We start from the raw sequence: 13,343 nt of genomic DNA, 5'->3' as shown, positions 1-13,343 counted from the left end.
TTAAACCACCTCGGTCTTTCCGCCTGCGGCTTCGATCTTCTCCTTTGCGGCAGCCGAGAAAGCCGCGGCCTTGACCGTCAGCTTTTTGCTCAGGGTACCGGTGCCGAGGATCTTGACCCCATCGAGCGTGTTCTTGACGATGCCGGCTTCGCGCAGGGTCTCTGCGGTAACCTCGGTGCCATCCTCAAAACGCTCCAGAGCGGAAACATTGACCGGGGCAAACGTGGTGCCAAAAATGTTGTGGAAGCCGCGCTTCGGCAGACGGCGAGCCAAAGGCATCTGGCCGCCTTCAAAGCCGCGGCGTACGCCGCCGCCCGAACGGGCCCACTGGCCCTTGTGGCCGCGGCCAGCAGTCTTGCCGTTGCCGGAGCCAGCGCCGCGGCCCTTACGGTAAGCGGGTTTGGCCGAACCGGCGGCCGGCGATAATTCGTGAAGCTTCATCGGTTACGCCTCCTCTACTACTTCGAGCAGGTAACCGATCTGATGGATCTTGCCGCGCGTCTGCGCGTTATCCGGCTGAACGGTTACATCGTTGATTTTCTTAAGCCCCAAAGAATGAGCGGTCGCGATATGCTTATCCAAGCGGCCGACCAAGCTCTTTTTCAGGGTAATTTTCATGTTAGCCATTTCTGATTACCCCTTTCTTAAAGTTCTTCTACGGCTTTGCCGCGAACAGCAGCTACCTGAGCCGCGTCGCGCAGGCTCTTCAGGCCTTCCATGGTGGCAGTCACCACGTTCTGCGGGTTGTTCGAGCGCAGGCACTTGGTACGGATGTCCTTGATGCCGGCAGCTTCCACCACCGCACGCACAGCGCCGCCGGCGATAACGCCGGTACCGGGGGCGGCGGGCTTGAGCAGCACGCGGCCCGCGCCGAACGCACCGATCACCTCGTGGGGGATCGTGGTGCCCTTGAGCGAGATCTTCGTCATGTTCTTCTTGGCGTCTTCAATGCCCTTGCGGATGGCGTCCGGTACTTCGGAAGCCTTGCCAAGGCCGAAACCGACCGTACCCTTACCGTCGCCGACAACGATCAGCGCGGAAAATTTCATGACGCGGCCGCCCTTGACCGTCTTTGCTACACGGTTCAGGGCAACGACGGTCTCTTTCAGATCGTCGTCACGGTCACGTCTGTCGTTTCTATCAAACTTAGCCATGTTTTACCTCCTCCCGACTTAAAACTGCAGGCCGCCCTCGCGGGCGCCTTCAGCGAGTTCCTTGACTCGTCCGTGGTACAGATAGCCGCCGCGATCAAAGACAACGTTTTCGATGCCCTTGGCCTTGCAGCGCTCAGCAACAAGCTGGCCGACCTTCTTGGCCGCGTCCTTGTTGCCGCCGTATACGGAAAAGTCCTTCTCGGTAGTCGAGGCGGAGACTAAGGTCACGCCGCTGACATCGTCGATGACCTGTGCGTAGATGTTCTTGGCGGAACGGAACACGTCGAGGCGCGGACGCTCGGCGGTACCGGAGATCTTCGCGCGAACGCGCTTATGGCGCTGCAGACGCGCCTTGTTGGAATCTTTCTTAGAAATCATTTAGCACACTCTCCTTCCCTTACTTCTTCTTAGCGCCGGTCTTGCCTTCCTTGCGGCGGACATACTCATCCGTGTAGCGGATACCCTTGCCCTTGTACGGCTCGGGCGGACGCTTCTCGCGGACTTCCGCTGCAAATTGGCCAACCTTCTGCTTGTCGGGACCGGAGATGATGATTTTATTCGGGTTCGGCACTTCGATGGAGATGCCGTCGATCTCGCTCATGGTTACCTGATGCGAGTACCCGAGGTTCATAACCAGATCCTTGCCCTGCTTGGCTACACGGTAGCCTACACCCTGTACGTCGAGCTCCTTCTTGTAGCCCTCGGTAACGCCTACCACCATGTTGTTCAGCAGGCTGCGGGTCAGGCCGTGCAGCGCACGGTTCTGCTTTTCATCGTTCGGACGGGTGACGATGATCTCACCGTTTTCCACCTTAACGATCATGTTGGGGTGGATATCACGGGTAAGGGTTGCCTTTGCGCCCGTAACGGTTACCGTGGTGCCGTCAAGCTTGACGTCCACGCCGGCCGGGATGGCAATCGGCATTCTACCAATTCTAGACATATTTTATACCTCCCCTTACCAGACAAATGCGAGGACTTCGCCGCCGACATTCAGCTCGCGGGCCTTTTTGTCGGTCATGACGCCTCTGGAAGTGGAAACGATGGCAACGCCGAGGCCACGGAGGACACGGGGCAGCTCCATTGCGCCGGCATACACACGCAGGCCGGGCTTGGACACACGCTTGAGGCCGGTGATCGCCTTCTGGCGGCCGTCGACATACTTGAGCGTGATGCGGATGATGCCCTGAACGCCGCCTTCGACGACCTCGAAGGACTTGATATAGCCTTCGTCGAGCAGGATCTGAGCGATTGCCTTCTTCATTTTGGATGCCGGTACGTCAACGCTCGCATGGCGGGCGGTTCCGGCGTTGCGGATGCGCGTGAGCATATCCGCGATGGGATCTGTGATCTGCATACTTAATGCTCTCCTTTTAAGAAGTTTGGGGGTAGTGCAGCAATCCGGGCGGGTTAGTCCCTTGATTGACCTGTTTGCCTCCCACTTTTCTCTACACTGCTCCGTGGCCTTTCCACAGGCAGCGGCTGGGGAAAAACTGCTACTTTATAACAGCCGTTTAGCCCGCACTATGGCGGGCAACGACTAATTATATCATGCTTTTCGCGCTGCTGACAAGCTGCAAAGTGCATATTTTTTGGTAAATAACCGCACTCTATCCCGTCAAAACGCTTCAAAGGGCGTTTTCCCACGCGCCGAAGCGCGTATTCAAACAGAAAATTTCGTCGAATCGAAATTTTATAAAATCCGGGGACCTGCGCCTCGGATTTTATACGGGCCGGATTGAAGCCGGCCAAGGCCGCGCTTCAAAACCGGGATACTCGATCGGGACCTTGGTCCCGATCGAATCTTTTTTTACCAGGACGCCTTGCGCACGCCCGGGATCTGACCCTTATAGGCCAGCTCGCGGAAGCAGATACGGCACACGCCATAGTTGCGCAGATACGCATGCGGGCGGCCGCAGATCTTGCAGCGGTTGTACGCACGGGTGGAGAACTTCGCCGTCTTCTGCTGCTTGAGTACCATAGACTTCTTAGCCATTGAATCTTCTCCTCCCTTACTTCGCGAACGGAGCGCCCATCAGCGTGAGCAGCTCTTTCGCTTCTTCATCGGTGTTCGCGCTGGTGCAGATAACCACATCCATGCCGCGAACCTTATCGATCTGATCATACGCGATCTCGGGGAAGATCAGCTGCTCCTTCAGGCCCAGCGCGTAGTTGCCGCGGCCGTCGAACGCATCGCCGTTGATGCCGCGAAAGTCGCGGACACGGGGCAGCGCCACGTTGAAGAGACGGTCAAGGAACTGCCACATACGGTCGGCGCGCAGGGTGACCTTAACGCCTACCGGCATGCCTTCACGAAGCTTGAAGTTTGCAACGGATTTCTTGGCGAGGGTAACGACCGGCTTCTGGCCGGTGATCGCGGTGATGTCACGCACGACCGATTCGATCACCTTCGCGTTGCCGTTTGCTTCCTTGCCGCAGCCGACGTTGACAACGATCTTTTCGATGGTCGGAATCTGCATCGTGCTCTTATACTGGAACTTCTTCATCAGAGCAGGCGCAACTTCCGCGGTGTACTTGGCTTTCAAATTCGGAACCATTGATTGCTTGCCTCCTCTTCTTACAGTGTTTCGCCGCAGTGCTTGCACACTGTCAGCTTTACGCCGTCTTCTGTGATCTTGTGCGCCGGACGGGTCGGCTTATCGCACTTGGGGCACACGCGCATCACCTTGCAGGCGCGCAGAGCGGCCTCGCGGGTGATGATGCCGCCGGTTTCACCCTGACGGCGGGGCTTGGTATGGCACTTGACCATGTTGACGCCCTCGATGACGACCATGCCCTTCTTGGGGCTGACGGACAGTACCTTGCCGCGCTTGCCCTTTTCCTTACCGGAAAGAACGACGGCCTGGTCGCCCGTTTTAACATGCAAATTATTCATTATACGGCGACCTCCTTAAAGTACTTCCGGAGCGAGCGACAGGATCTTCATGTAATCCTTGTCGCGCAGCTCGCGCGCCACGGGCCCGAAGATACGGGTGCCCTTGGGGTTTTTATCTTCCTTGATGATTACTGCTGCGTTCTCGTCGAAGCGGATGTAGCTGCCATCCGCGCGGCGCAGGCCCTTCACGGTACGAACGATGACCGCCTTGACCACGTCGCCCTTCTTAACGCCGCCGCCCGGGGTGCACTTACGCACCGAGCAGACGATGACGTCGCCGATGTTACCGTACTTGCGCGCGGAGCCGCCGAGAACACGAATACATTTCAGTTCTTTCGCGCCGCTGTTATCAGCCGCACGCAGAAAGCTTTCCTGCTGAACCATGTGCTCTCCTCCTTACTTAGCCTTCTCGATCACTTCGACCAAACGCCAGCGCTTATCCTTGGAAAGCGGGCGGGTCTCCATGACCTTAACCTTGTCACCGATCTTGCACTCGTTGTTCTCATCGTGCGCCTTCAGCTTAAAGGTATGCGGAATAACCTTCTTATAAAGAGGATGCTGCACGCGATCCTCTACCGCGACAACGATGGTCTTGTCCATCTTGTCGGATACGACCTTGCCCACACGGGTCTTGCGTAATGCTCTTTCGCTCAACTTCGTTACCCTCCTTACGCCTTATCCGCGAGTTGCTTCTCGCGGAGAACGGTACCCACACGCGCGATGTCGTGCTTGACCTCAGTGATCTTATTGGTGTTGTCAAGCTGATTGGTCGCGTGCTGGAGACGAAGGTTGAAAAGGTCCTTCTTCAGGTCGGCGAGCTTACCGTTCAGCTCCTCCGCCGTCAGCTCTCTGATCTCGCTAGCCTTCATCATTCTTCACCGCCATTCTTGGTCTCACGCTTTACGAACTTGGTCTTGCAGGGCAGCTTGTGGCTGGCCAGACGCAAAGCCTCGCGAGCGGTCTCCTCGGAAACGCCGTTGATCTCAAAGAGAACACGGCCGGGCTTTACGACGGCTACCCAGTACTCGGGCGAGCCCTTACCGGAACCCATGCGGGTCTCGGCAGGCTTCTCAGTAACAGGCTTGTCGGGGAAAATCTTGATCCATACCTGACCGCCACGCTTGGTGTAGCGGGTCATGGCGATACGGGCGGCCTCGATCTGGTTCGAGGTGATCCAGCTCGGCTCGGTGGCCTGCAGGCCGAAATCGCCGTAGGTTACGGTGTTGCCGCGCAGGGCCTTGCCCTTGAGGCGGCCACGATGCACGCGACGATACTTTACTCTCTTAGGGAGCAGCATTAGCGGTTGCCTCCTTCCTGTCTAGCCGGACGGCCATTACCGCCGTTCGGACGGCCCTGACCGTTACGGTTGAAGCCGCCGCGGCGATCATCACGGCGACCTCCACGGTCGCGGCGGTCACGGCGCTCAAACGCGGGCTTCGGCACTTCGATCGAACGGCCGAGTCTCGGACCGCCGTGCAGCACTTCGCCCTTGTAGATCCATACCTTAACGCCGATTTTACCATAGGTGGTATTGGCTTCGGCAAAGCCATAATCGATATCCGCGCGCAGGGTCTGCAGCGGGATCGTGCCCTCGTGGTAGTGCTCTACGCGGGCGATTTCCGCGCCGCCCAGACGGCCGGAGCAGCAGGTCTTGATGCCCTTGGCGCCCATGCGCATCGCACGGCCCATGGCCTGCTTCATCGCGCGGCGGAAGCCGATGCGCTTCTCAAGCTGCGCGGCGATGTTCTCGGCTACGAGCGTGGCGTTCGTGTCCTGATTCTTGATCTCGATGATCGAGCACTTGACCTTCTTGCCGTACTTCTTAGACAGCTCTTCCTCAAGCGCCTTGATCTTGTCGCCGTTCTGGCCGACAACGAAGCCGGGCTTGGCGCACTGGATAAAGATCTTGATCTCGTCGTTCTTGCGCTCGATCTCGATCGCCGGAACGCCTGCGTCAAACAGACGCTTTTTCAGGTCCTTACGGATCTGGTAGTCTTCCACGAGAAGGTCGCCGAAGGCGTTATCCTTGGCAAACCAACGGGAATCCCAATTCTTGATAACACCGACACGGAGACCGTTCGGATTTACTTTCTGGCCCATTGATTACCCTCCCTTATTCTTTCTCGCCGAGAACCAGCGTGATGTGCGAGGTTCTCTTGAGGATTCTGAACGCACGGCCCTGTGCGCGCGGCATAACGCGCTTCATGACGGGGCCGGGACCGACGTGCACCATCTTGACGTACAGCTTGTCGGTATCCATGCCGTGGTTGTTCTCGGCATTGGCCACCGCGCTCTTTAAAAGCTTCGCCATGGGCTCGCAGGCCGCCTTGGGGGTATTCATGATGATAGCCATCGCTTCGCCCGCATCCTTGCCGCGGATCAGATCGCAGATCAGCTTGATCTTACGCGGGGTCATGCGTACGTTGCGTACGATTGCTCTTGCTTCCATGTTACTTTAACTCCTCCCTTACTTGCCGTTATTGGAGGTTCTGCTGCCCGCGTGACCACGATAGGTACGGGTGGGAGCAAACTCGCCCAGCTTGTGACCAACCATGTCCTCGGTCACATAGACCGGCACATGCTTGCGGCCGTCGTGCACCGCGAAGGTGTGACCGACGAAATCCGGGAAGATCGTAGAGGCGCGGGACCAGGTCTTGAGAACCTTCTTCTCGCCCTTCTCGTTCATCTCAACGACTCTTTTGATAAGCTCAGGAGCCACAAAAGGGCCCTTCTTAACACTTCTGCCCATATTACGTTAACTCCTTTCTCACTTACCGTTACGGCGCCGCACGATCTGCTTATCGGTGCGGTGGTTCTTCTTACGGGTCTTGTAACCCATCGCCGGCTTGCCCCACGGGGTAACAGGCGAGGGACGGCCGATCGGCGATTTGCCTTCGCCGCCGCCGTGCGGGTGATCGCACGGGTTCATGACGCTGCCGCGAACGGTCGGGCGGATGCCCATATGACGGGTACGGCCGGCCTTGCCCAGCTGCACGTTCGAGTGGTCGGAATTGCCGACGATACCGATCGTGGCCTTGCACTCCAGACGGATGAAGCGAACTTCACCGGAGGGCAGACGAACCTGCGCCATGCCGTTCTCCTTCGCCATCAGCTGAGCGCCGACGCCTGCGGAGCGGACCAGCTGCGCGCCCTTGCCGGGGTACAGCTCGATGTTGTGGATCATGGTACCGACCGGGATGTGCTCGACCGGCAGGCAGTTGCCGGGCTTGATGTCGGCTTCGACAGAGGAGATGACCTTGTCGCCGATGTTCAGGCCTTCGGGAGCGAGGATATAAGCCTTAACGCCGTCCTCGTACTGAACGAGAGCGATGTTGGCCGAACGGTTCGGGTCATACTCGAGAGTCATGACGGTCGCCGGCATATCCAGCTTCTGGCGCTTGAAATCGATGATACGGTACTTCTGCTTGTTGCCGCCGCCGTGATGGCGAACGGTGATGCGGCCGTAGCTGTTGCGGCCGGCGGTCTTCTTGACCTTTTCGAGAAGGCTCTTCTCGGGCTTCACCTTGGACAGGCCCTTGTAGGAAAGCACAGTCATATTTCTGCGCGAGGGCGTCGTCGGGTTGAAAGTCTTAATAGCCATGTTGGATTTTCAACTCCTTAGTTACGTTATTATCGGGGTGTCTCCCCATACAAGCACAGACAGCGAAGCGCTTCTGTGCATTTGGTCGCCCCGCAGGGGCGTTCATCAAAGTCGGGCTCCGCCTGACTTTGATACCGCTGCCCGCGCCGGAGCGGCGCGGCCGCGTTTGCCGTGCAAACGCGAGGGGGGTATCGAATTCGGTTTCTCCGGAACCGAATTCGTATCTAAGGGGGACTGGTCCCCCTTAGAAGGTCTTAGACCATATTCTCGAAGATCTCGATCTTCTTGCTGTCCGGAGTCAGCGTGACGACCGCCTTCTTGATGTCGGGGCGCTTGCCGACGTGGACGCCCATGCGCTTCCACTTGCCCGGCAGCTTGATGGTGTTGACCTTCAGCACCTTAACGCCGAAGATTTCTTCCACAGCCTTCTTGATCTCGATCTTGCCGGCGCCCGGCGCTACTTCAAACGTGTACTTGTTATCCTGAATACCCGCCATCGAACGCTCGGTGATGATCGGTCGGCGGATCACGTCGTAAGAAAACTTCATTATGCGTACACCTCCTGGAGCTTTTCGACCGCGGCCTTGTCGATAATGAACTTATCGGCGTTGAGAATGTCATAAACATTCAGCGTGGACGCGATGGTCGTGCGCACACCGGGGATGTTGGCGGCGCTCTTCACGACATTGACACGCACCTCGGGCGTAACGACCAAGCTCTTGCCGGTCGCCTCGACGCTGCCGAGGAACGAAACGAATTTCTTGGTCTTGATCTCGCTCATATCGAGACCGTCGATGACGATGATCTCGCCGGCCGCTGCCTTGGCGCTCAGTACGGAGAGCAGAGCCAGACGGCGGGTCTTGCGGTTGAGCGTGTAGTTATAGGAACGGGGCTTCGGGCCAAACGCGATACCGCCGTGGGTCCACTGCGGCGCGCGGATGGAGCCCTGACGGGCACGGCCGGTGCCCTTCTGGCGCCACGGCTTGATGCCGCCGCCGCGTACCTCGGCACGGGTAAGCGTGGACTGCGTGCCGTGACGGCGATTGGCCAGATGATTCTTGACGGCCGCGTGTACCACGGTCATATTGGGCTCGATACCGAATACGGCATCGGAAAGCTCCATCTCGCCGGTTTTCTTACCGGTCATATCAAAAACTGCTACTGTAGGCATTCGTTATTCCTCCCTTCCTTACTTTCTCGCGGAAGCCTTCTGCGGGTTCTTGCTGACGCCAGCCTCACCCTTGACAAGCTTGTTGTTCTTTACGGTGTTCTTCAGGAACACGATGCCGCCCTTGGGGCCCGGAACCGCGCCGCAAACGGCGATCAGGTTGAGCTCGGGGTCGACCTTGACAACGTCCAGATTCTGAACGGTGACCTGCTCGGCGCCCATGTGGCCCGGCATCATTTTGCCCTTCATGATCTTGGAAGGATCGGAGCACGCGCCCATGGAACCCTGATGACGGTGCATCGGGCCAGCGCCGTGGCTCATCGGGGAGCGGCCGGCGTTGAAGCGCTTGATAACGCCCGCGTAGCCCTTACCCTTGGAAATACCGGTCACGTCAACGAAGTCGCCTTCCTTGAACATGTCGGCCTTGACAACGTCGCCCAGCTGGAAGGTGGCGCAATCCTCAAAGCGGAACTCCTTGAGATACTTCTTGAGGCTGTCGCCGGACTTCTTCAGGTGGCCCTTCTGGGGCTTGTTGAGCTTGCGCTCCTGAACGTCCTCGAAACCGAACTGTACGGCGTTGTAACCGTCCTTCTCCTCGGTCTTGAGCTGCGTAACGACGCAGGGGCCCGCCTCGATGACGGTGCAGGGGATGACCTTGCCGTCGGCGTTGAAGATCTGGGTCATGCCGACCTTCTTGCCGATGATCGCTTTGTTCATCATAGTGTTTTTTCCTCCTTGAAAGGTTATTGGTTGACGGCGTTTGGCCGCCAACATGACCTCGCCGCACGAAAACGCGGCTAAGGCTTCAAACCGGCGGTGGGTTAGTCCGACGGATTGTAAACAATGTGGTTTTTAATTAGTAATTGATAATTAGTAGTTAGTAATTGCGGTCGCGCTACGCGCCATTTCAAAATTACTAATTACTCATTTCTAATTCCTAATTATTTAGAGCTTGACTTCAAATTCAACGCCGGCCGGCAGATCGAGCGTGGTGAGCGCTTCGATGGTAGCCTGATTGGGGTTGACGATGTCGATCAGACGCTTGTGGGTACGGCGCTCGAACTGCTCGCGCGCATCCTTATACTTGTGTACCGCGCGAAGGATGGTGATGATCTCCTTCTCGGTCGGCAGCGGGATGGGGCCCGAAACCTTAGCGCCGTTGCGCTTAGCGGTCTCGATGATCTTCTCGGCCGACTGGTCGATCAGCTCGTGGTCGTACGCCTTCAGGCGGATTCTAATTTTCTGTGCGTTTGCCATTGTGGTTTTCCTCCTCGTATGTGTGCCATACATTAAATAATGTTGTGACTCGCTACGGAGAGAAACTGCAACCCCGCCGTGTGTATCACGTTCGGGCATGAAAATAACCGGGCACACCTCTGGTGTAATGATCCGGTCAACAAAGAAACGTAAGTGGTTCGTGCCATCGGCTTTGCAGCAAAAATGCTGCGAGTCCCGAATTTACGCAGGAACATTGCGTTTGCGCCGCCGGGCGCACGCGCCCATTGGACAGATAGCAGTTATCTCAACCGCCCGATTGTCGGACCTACTCCGCCGAAGTTACCTGCTTAAAGCAGCAATCTCCGGCATCATCGCGTTTTTTCTCCCGCTTTCGCAGGTGCCTTTATAGGTTACTACGTTTTCCCTGCAAAGTCAAGGTCTTTTTCTCAAAACTTTCATAAAAGTTTTAGAAAAAGCAGGAGTTAGGAAGTAGGCGTTTGCGGTATCGTGCAAAGCGCGATGATTTGATCCATCGGCCAGCGGCCGATACCGCAATTCCTAACTCCTAACTCCTAACTCCTAACTTAAAAAAAGCTTCTAGCTTTTTTTAACGATCAGCAGCCAGCTTTCGGCCTTGCTATCGGTGACGAGACCTACATTTTCGTGGGCGGAAACCGTATAACCGGCTTTTTCAACGCTGTCCAGCGTTTTTTCCAGCACGGTCATATTGTTCGAGAGGGAAAAATATGAATAGTCGCCCTCGTTCAAAAGCAACGCGCCGTCCAGCTCGGGCAGCTCGCCCGCGCCGACCGCCAGATAGCTGTACGCCACCGCCGTTCCCCGAATGCTTTCCGGCAGCGCGGCGGTCTCCTCCGTTTCAGCTTCCGCATCCTGCACCGGCAGATCCCCGCTATAGTAAGCCACGCGCGGCGCGACCGCGCCCGGTTCCTGCGCCGTATCGTTTTCCGCAGCTGACTTTTGCTCCGCCTCTGCGGGCATTTCGCCGCCCGCCGCCGCTTCTCCCGCGCCAGCGTTTGCTTCCGGCTGTGTGCCGTCAGCCGCTTCCGCCGGGGCCTGCGGCGCGCTCTTCGTCCGCGGCGCATCCGGCTCGGGCTGCGGCTTCGCGTCCTCGGGCGCAGCTTCGGCCGCGCGCGGCGCAGCGTCGATCCGGCTATCGTCCACCGGACGCGCGCCGCCATCCGCCGCCGTGACGGTATCGGCGTTTCCAGCACCGTTGCTCTTGGTGCCGAACAGCTGGCCCACGCCGCCGCCCAGCACTACCATCACCACGACGGCGGCAGCCGCCACCATGGTGAATACCGGCATGCGGCGCGCCGGCTTTTCCGGCTGCACTAAAGTCAGCCGCGCCTCGCCCGACAGTCGCTCCATAATATCATGGTGCAGCGAATCCGGGATTTCGGGTTCCGCCCGCAGCATCGCCCGCATTTGTTCCAGATCATTCAGCAGCGCAGCACACGAGGGACAGCCCTTCACGTGCTCGCTCAGTTCCTGCCGCTCCTGTTCGGTCAGCGTACCGTCGACGCTGTTGGAACAGAGCTGCTCAAAATACTCACAATCTCTCATGCCTGCCCGCCTCCTTTCGGTTGTTTAGACGGAGCGGGCGGCAGAATGTTCCCCCGGCGCAGCAGCGTATCGCGCAGGGCAAGCCGTGCCCGCGACAGACGAGATTTCACCGTGCCCTCCGAAATTTCCAGCGTTTCGGCGATCTCGGTATAGCTCAGGCCGGAAACATCGCGCAGCAAAACGATCTGCCGGTGTTCCTCGGACACTTCGTTCAGGGCCTCGGAAAGCTCCCGCCCCAGCTCGCTGTTGTCCAGCCTTTGCTCGGGCGTGGGCGCGGGGTCGGGAATAGGCCGCTCCATATCGTCCTCCCCAACAAGGGGTTGGGTCAGCGGCGCCGCGTTTTTGCGGCGCGCGTGGTCGACGCACAAATTCATCGCAATGCGGAACAGCCAAGTAGAAAAGCCGCTGTCCCCCCGGAAGGAATCCATCCCGCGCCAAGCGCGCAGGAAAGTTTCCTGCGTGATATCGGCCGCGTCCTCGGGCGAGCCAGAGGAACGCAGCGCAACCGCGAACACCCTTTTTTCATAGAGCGTTACCAGCTCTTCAAACGCGGGCAGCTCGCCGCGCCGCGCGCGGGCTAGGATGTTTTTATCCTCGCTCATGGGCGCCTCCTTTCCTTATATACAGGGCGGCCCGTCTTCTACCGCATGTTTCAGCGCTTCGGCCAACGGATAAAGTTCCTCCATCCGCTCGAGCGCGCACACGCGCTGCTTGAAGGCCTTGACGCCCCGTTCCCTTTTCAAATACCAGTTCACATGCTTTCGCGCCTCCAGCAGGGCCACGCGCTCGCCCTTCTGCGCGGCGGCCAGCTCAATCTGGCGCACCGCGGTGTCGATCCGCTCCGCAAACGGCGGCAGCGGCGGGCACACGCCGGTCTCAAGCAGCGCGTTCGCGCGCGAAAAGATCCAAGGATCGCCCAGACTGCCCCGGCCGATCATCACCATATCCGCCCCCGTATGGGCCAGTATGCGCGGCACATCCTCCGGTTCAAACACATCGCCGTTGGCGATCACCGGAATATGCACGGCGGCCTTGACCGCGCGGATCGCGTCCCAATCCGCTTGGCCGCTGTACTGCTGCGCCCGTGTGCGGCCATGCACCGTGATCGCGTCCGCCCCGGCGCGCTCGGCCATGCGGGCGAACGCAACGCAGCAAACGCTTTTATCGTCCCACCCTTTGCGAAACTTGACCGTGACCGGCACGTCCACCGCGTTTTTCACCGCTTCGATAATCCGTGCGGCAAGGGCGGGGTCGCGCATCAGCGCGGAACCGTCGCCGTTGTTCACGATCTTGGGCGCGGGACAGCCCATATTGATATCGATAATGGCGCAGCCCGAAAGCGCGCACGCGATTTTGGCCCCCTCGGCCATGCTCGCGGGGTCGTGCCCGAAGATCTGCGCGGCGGCGGGCCGCTCGTTTTCCGCGAGGCTGAGCAAGCGCGGCGTCTTTTTATCGCCATAGGCGAGCGCGCGGGTCGATACCATTTCGGTATAGGTGAGCGCGGCGCCGTGTTCCCGGCATATCTGGCGAAACGCCCGGTCGGTGACCCCGGCCATCGGGGCGAGCGCCACACGTCCGCCGAGTAAAACAGAGCCGATTTGCATATCTCTCCCCCACAGCGATAGAATAACAGGATAGATTATAGCATAAATCCCCACTTAATGCAAACCCACAGCCAGCAACAATTTAACCCGCATATTATAAGGCAAAAGGCTGGAAAAA

24 protein-coding genes are annotated in these 13,343 nt (G+C 58.5%); all 24 read right to left on the bottom strand.

From position 1 onward, the window contains the following. Window positions 1-441: a 50S ribosomal protein L15 gene (gene rplO / locus NE562_RS11385; protein WP_280962543.1), complete on the bottom strand. Its 441-nt coding sequence runs from the start codon at window positions 439-441 to the stop codon at window positions 1-3. A gap of 3 nt (window positions 442-444) precedes the next feature. After that, window positions 445-627, bottom strand: coding sequence for a 50S ribosomal protein L30 (gene rpmD / locus NE562_RS11380; protein WP_280962542.1), 183 nt, complete (start codon window positions 625-627; stop codon window positions 445-447). Window positions 628-644: 17 nt separating this feature from the next. Next, window positions 645-1,154, bottom strand: coding sequence for a 30S ribosomal protein S5 (rpsE, locus tag NE562_RS11375; RefSeq protein ID WP_280962541.1), 510 nt, complete (start codon window positions 1,152-1,154; stop codon window positions 645-647). Between the two features lie 18 nt (window positions 1,155-1,172). After that, the gene (gene rplR, locus NE562_RS11370; protein ID WP_280962540.1) at window positions 1,173-1,532 is read right to left on the bottom strand and encodes a 50S ribosomal protein L18; all 360 of its coding nucleotides are present in this window, start codon (window positions 1,530-1,532) and stop codon (window positions 1,173-1,175) included. 19 nt (window positions 1,533-1,551) lie between these two features. Next, entirely contained in the window at window positions 1,552-2,097 is a 546-nt protein-coding gene (rplF, locus tag NE562_RS11365; RefSeq protein ID WP_280962539.1) for a 50S ribosomal protein L6, read from the bottom strand. 15 nt (window positions 2,098-2,112) lie between these two features. Continuing rightward, window positions 2,113-2,511, bottom strand: coding sequence for a 30S ribosomal protein S8 (gene rpsH / locus NE562_RS11360; protein ID WP_280962538.1), 399 nt, complete (start codon window positions 2,509-2,511; stop codon window positions 2,113-2,115). 453 nt (window positions 2,512-2,964) lie between these two features. Beyond that, the gene (locus NE562_RS11355; RefSeq protein WP_280962537.1) at window positions 2,965-3,150 is read right to left on the bottom strand and encodes a type Z 30S ribosomal protein S14; all 186 of its coding nucleotides are present in this window, start codon (window positions 3,148-3,150) and stop codon (window positions 2,965-2,967) included. 16 nt (window positions 3,151-3,166) lie between these two features. Beyond that, complete coding sequence (rplE, locus tag NE562_RS11350; RefSeq protein ID WP_280962536.1) at window positions 3,167-3,712, bottom strand: 50S ribosomal protein L5; 546 nt, start codon at window positions 3,710-3,712, stop codon at window positions 3,167-3,169. Window positions 3,713-3,732: 20 nt separating this feature from the next. Then, window positions 3,733-4,050, bottom strand: a complete 318-nt coding sequence (rplX, locus tag NE562_RS11345) for a 50S ribosomal protein L24 (protein WP_280962535.1) — start codon at window positions 4,048-4,050, stop codon at window positions 3,733-3,735. Window positions 4,051-4,065: 15 nt separating this feature from the next. Then, window positions 4,066-4,434, bottom strand: a complete 369-nt coding sequence (gene rplN / locus NE562_RS11340) for a 50S ribosomal protein L14 (protein ID WP_280962534.1) — start codon at window positions 4,432-4,434, stop codon at window positions 4,066-4,068. Between the two features lie 12 nt (window positions 4,435-4,446). Then, on the bottom strand, window positions 4,447-4,704 hold the full coding sequence (gene rpsQ, locus NE562_RS11335; RefSeq protein ID WP_280962533.1) for a 30S ribosomal protein S17: 258 nt from the start codon (window positions 4,702-4,704) through the stop codon (window positions 4,447-4,449). 14 nt (window positions 4,705-4,718) lie between these two features. Beyond that, window positions 4,719-4,919 carry a 50S ribosomal protein L29 gene (gene rpmC, locus NE562_RS11330; RefSeq protein WP_280962567.1) on the bottom strand — a complete coding sequence of 67 codons (201 nt, stop codon included), beginning with the start codon at window positions 4,917-4,919 and terminating at the stop codon, window positions 4,719-4,721. Further along, window positions 4,919-5,347, bottom strand: coding sequence for a 50S ribosomal protein L16 (gene rplP / locus NE562_RS11325; RefSeq protein WP_280962532.1), 429 nt, complete (start codon window positions 5,345-5,347; stop codon window positions 4,919-4,921). Before rplP ends, rpmC begins: the two co-directional genes overlap by 1 nt. Continuing rightward, window positions 5,347-6,150, bottom strand: a complete 804-nt coding sequence (gene rpsC / locus NE562_RS11320; protein ID WP_280962531.1) for a 30S ribosomal protein S3 — start codon at window positions 6,148-6,150, stop codon at window positions 5,347-5,349. Before rpsC ends, rplP begins: the two co-directional genes overlap by 1 nt. A 13-nt stretch (window positions 6,151-6,163) precedes the next feature. Beyond that, window positions 6,164-6,499 (bottom strand): 50S ribosomal protein L22, encoded by a 336-nt coding sequence (gene rplV / locus NE562_RS11315; protein ID WP_280962530.1) that lies wholly within the window; start codon window positions 6,497-6,499, stop codon window positions 6,164-6,166. 18 nt (window positions 6,500-6,517) lie between these two features. Further along, the gene (gene rpsS, locus NE562_RS11310) at window positions 6,518-6,799 is read right to left on the bottom strand and encodes a 30S ribosomal protein S19 (protein ID WP_280962529.1); all 282 of its coding nucleotides are present in this window, start codon (window positions 6,797-6,799) and stop codon (window positions 6,518-6,520) included. 18 nt (window positions 6,800-6,817) lie between these two features. Then, on the bottom strand, window positions 6,818-7,651 hold the full coding sequence (rplB, locus tag NE562_RS11305; RefSeq protein WP_280962528.1) for a 50S ribosomal protein L2: 834 nt from the start codon (window positions 7,649-7,651) through the stop codon (window positions 6,818-6,820). Window positions 7,652-7,905: 254 nt separating this feature from the next. Further along, window positions 7,906-8,199, bottom strand: coding sequence for a 50S ribosomal protein L23 (gene rplW, locus NE562_RS11300; RefSeq protein ID WP_305147457.1), 294 nt, complete (start codon window positions 8,197-8,199; stop codon window positions 7,906-7,908). Beyond that, complete coding sequence (gene rplD, locus NE562_RS11295) at window positions 8,199-8,822, bottom strand: 50S ribosomal protein L4 (protein WP_280962527.1); 624 nt, start codon at window positions 8,820-8,822, stop codon at window positions 8,199-8,201. Before rplD ends, rplW begins: the two co-directional genes overlap by 1 nt. Before the next feature lie 18 nt (window positions 8,823-8,840). After that, the gene (rplC, locus tag NE562_RS11290) at window positions 8,841-9,536 is read right to left on the bottom strand and encodes a 50S ribosomal protein L3 (RefSeq protein ID WP_280962565.1); all 696 of its coding nucleotides are present in this window, start codon (window positions 9,534-9,536) and stop codon (window positions 8,841-8,843) included. Window positions 9,537-9,764: 228 nt separating this feature from the next. Next, window positions 9,765-10,076, bottom strand: a complete 312-nt coding sequence (gene rpsJ / locus NE562_RS11285) for a 30S ribosomal protein S10 (RefSeq protein WP_280962526.1) — start codon at window positions 10,074-10,076, stop codon at window positions 9,765-9,767. Window positions 10,077-10,634: 558 nt separating this feature from the next. Then, window positions 10,635-11,621 carry an anti-sigma factor family protein gene (locus tag NE562_RS11280; protein WP_280962525.1) on the bottom strand — a complete coding sequence of 329 codons (987 nt, stop codon included), beginning with the start codon at window positions 11,619-11,621 and terminating at the stop codon, window positions 10,635-10,637. Then, window positions 11,618-12,223, bottom strand: a complete 606-nt coding sequence (locus tag NE562_RS11275; protein ID WP_280962524.1) for an RNA polymerase sigma factor — start codon at window positions 12,221-12,223, stop codon at window positions 11,618-11,620. Before NE562_RS11275 ends, NE562_RS11280 begins: the two co-directional genes overlap by 4 nt. Window positions 12,224-12,238: 15 nt before the next feature. After that, a complete protein-coding gene (dusB, locus tag NE562_RS11270) occupies window positions 12,239-13,225 on the bottom strand; it encodes a tRNA dihydrouridine synthase DusB (protein WP_280962523.1) in 987 nt (328 codons plus the stop codon). Between the last annotated feature and the right edge of the window lie 118 nt (window positions 13,226-13,343).

Origin of the sequence: Butyricicoccus faecihominis, from assembly GCF_024462775.1 — a bacterium.
Taxonomy (GTDB): domain Bacteria; phylum Bacillota; class Clostridia; order Oscillospirales; family Butyricicoccaceae; genus Agathobaculum; species Agathobaculum faecihominis_A.
Note: the sequence above shows the minus strand (reverse complement) of the source record. Positions and strands in the feature narration are given on the sequence as shown.

Excerpts from the sequence above, each read along its gene's own strand:
- rplR (WP_280962540.1), bottom strand. The coding sequence starts at position 1,532 with ATGATTTCTAAGAAAGATTCCAACAAGGCGCGTCTGCAGCGCCATAAG.
- rplE (WP_280962536.1), bottom strand. The coding sequence starts at position 3,712 with ATGGTTCCGAATTTGAAAGCCAAGTACACCGCGGAAGTTGCGCCTGCT.
- rpmD (WP_280962542.1), bottom strand. The coding sequence starts at position 627 with ATGGCTAACATGAAAATTACCCTGAAAAAGAGCTTGGTCGGCCGCTTG.
- NE562_RS11275 (WP_280962524.1), bottom strand. The coding sequence starts at position 12,223 with ATGAGCGAGGATAAAAACATCCTAGCCCGCGCGCGGCGCGGCGAGCTG.
- rplX (WP_280962535.1), bottom strand. The coding sequence starts at position 4,050 with ATGAATAATTTGCATGTTAAAACGGGCGACCAGGCCGTCGTTCTTTCC.
- rplC (WP_280962565.1), bottom strand. The coding sequence starts at position 9,536 with ATGAACAAAGCGATCATCGGCAAGAAGGTCGGCATGACCCAGATCTTC.
- rpsS (WP_280962529.1), bottom strand. The coding sequence starts at position 6,799 with ATGGGCAGAAGTGTTAAGAAGGGCCCTTTTGTGGCTCCTGAGCTTATC.
- rpsE (WP_280962541.1), bottom strand. The coding sequence starts at position 1,154 with ATGGCTAAGTTTGATAGAAACGACAGACGTGACCGTGACGACGATCTG.
- NE562_RS11355 (WP_280962537.1), bottom strand. The coding sequence starts at position 3,150 with ATGGCTAAGAAGTCTATGGTACTCAAGCAGCAGAAGACGGCGAAGTTC.
- rplV (WP_280962530.1), bottom strand. The coding sequence starts at position 6,499 with ATGGAAGCAAGAGCAATCGTACGCAACGTACGCATGACCCCGCGTAAG.
- rpsH (WP_280962538.1), bottom strand. The coding sequence starts at position 2,511 with ATGCAGATCACAGATCCCATCGCGGATATGCTCACGCGCATCCGCAAC.
- rpsJ (WP_280962526.1), bottom strand. The coding sequence starts at position 10,076 with ATGGCAAACGCACAGAAAATTAGAATCCGCCTGAAGGCGTACGACCAC.
- rplD (WP_280962527.1), bottom strand. The coding sequence starts at position 8,822 with ATGCCTACAGTAGCAGTTTTTGATATGACCGGTAAGAAAACCGGCGAG.
- rpmC (WP_280962567.1), bottom strand. The coding sequence starts at position 4,919 with ATGAAGGCTAGCGAGATCAGAGAGCTGACGGCGGAGGAGCTGAACGGT.
- rplP (WP_280962532.1), bottom strand. The coding sequence starts at position 5,347 with ATGCTGCTCCCTAAGAGAGTAAAGTATCGTCGCGTGCATCGTGGCCGC.
- rplB (WP_280962528.1), bottom strand. The coding sequence starts at position 7,651 with ATGGCTATTAAGACTTTCAACCCGACGACGCCCTCGCGCAGAAATATG.
- dusB (WP_280962523.1), bottom strand. The coding sequence starts at position 13,225 with ATGCAAATCGGCTCTGTTTTACTCGGCGGACGTGTGGCGCTCGCCCCG.
- rplN (WP_280962534.1), bottom strand. The coding sequence starts at position 4,434 with ATGGTTCAGCAGGAAAGCTTTCTGCGTGCGGCTGATAACAGCGGCGCG.
- rplW (WP_305147457.1), bottom strand. The coding sequence starts at position 8,199 with ATGAAGTTTTCTTACGACGTGATCCGCCGACCGATCATCACCGAGCGT.
- rpsC (WP_280962531.1), bottom strand. The coding sequence starts at position 6,150 with ATGGGCCAGAAAGTAAATCCGAACGGTCTCCGTGTCGGTGTTATCAAG.
- rplF (WP_280962539.1), bottom strand. The coding sequence starts at position 2,097 with ATGTCTAGAATTGGTAGAATGCCGATTGCCATCCCGGCCGGCGTGGAC.
- NE562_RS11280 (WP_280962525.1), bottom strand. The coding sequence starts at position 11,621 with ATGAGAGATTGTGAGTATTTTGAGCAGCTCTGTTCCAACAGCGTCGAC.
- rplO (WP_280962543.1), bottom strand. The coding sequence starts at position 441 with ATGAAGCTTCACGAATTATCGCCGGCCGCCGGTTCGGCCAAACCCGCT.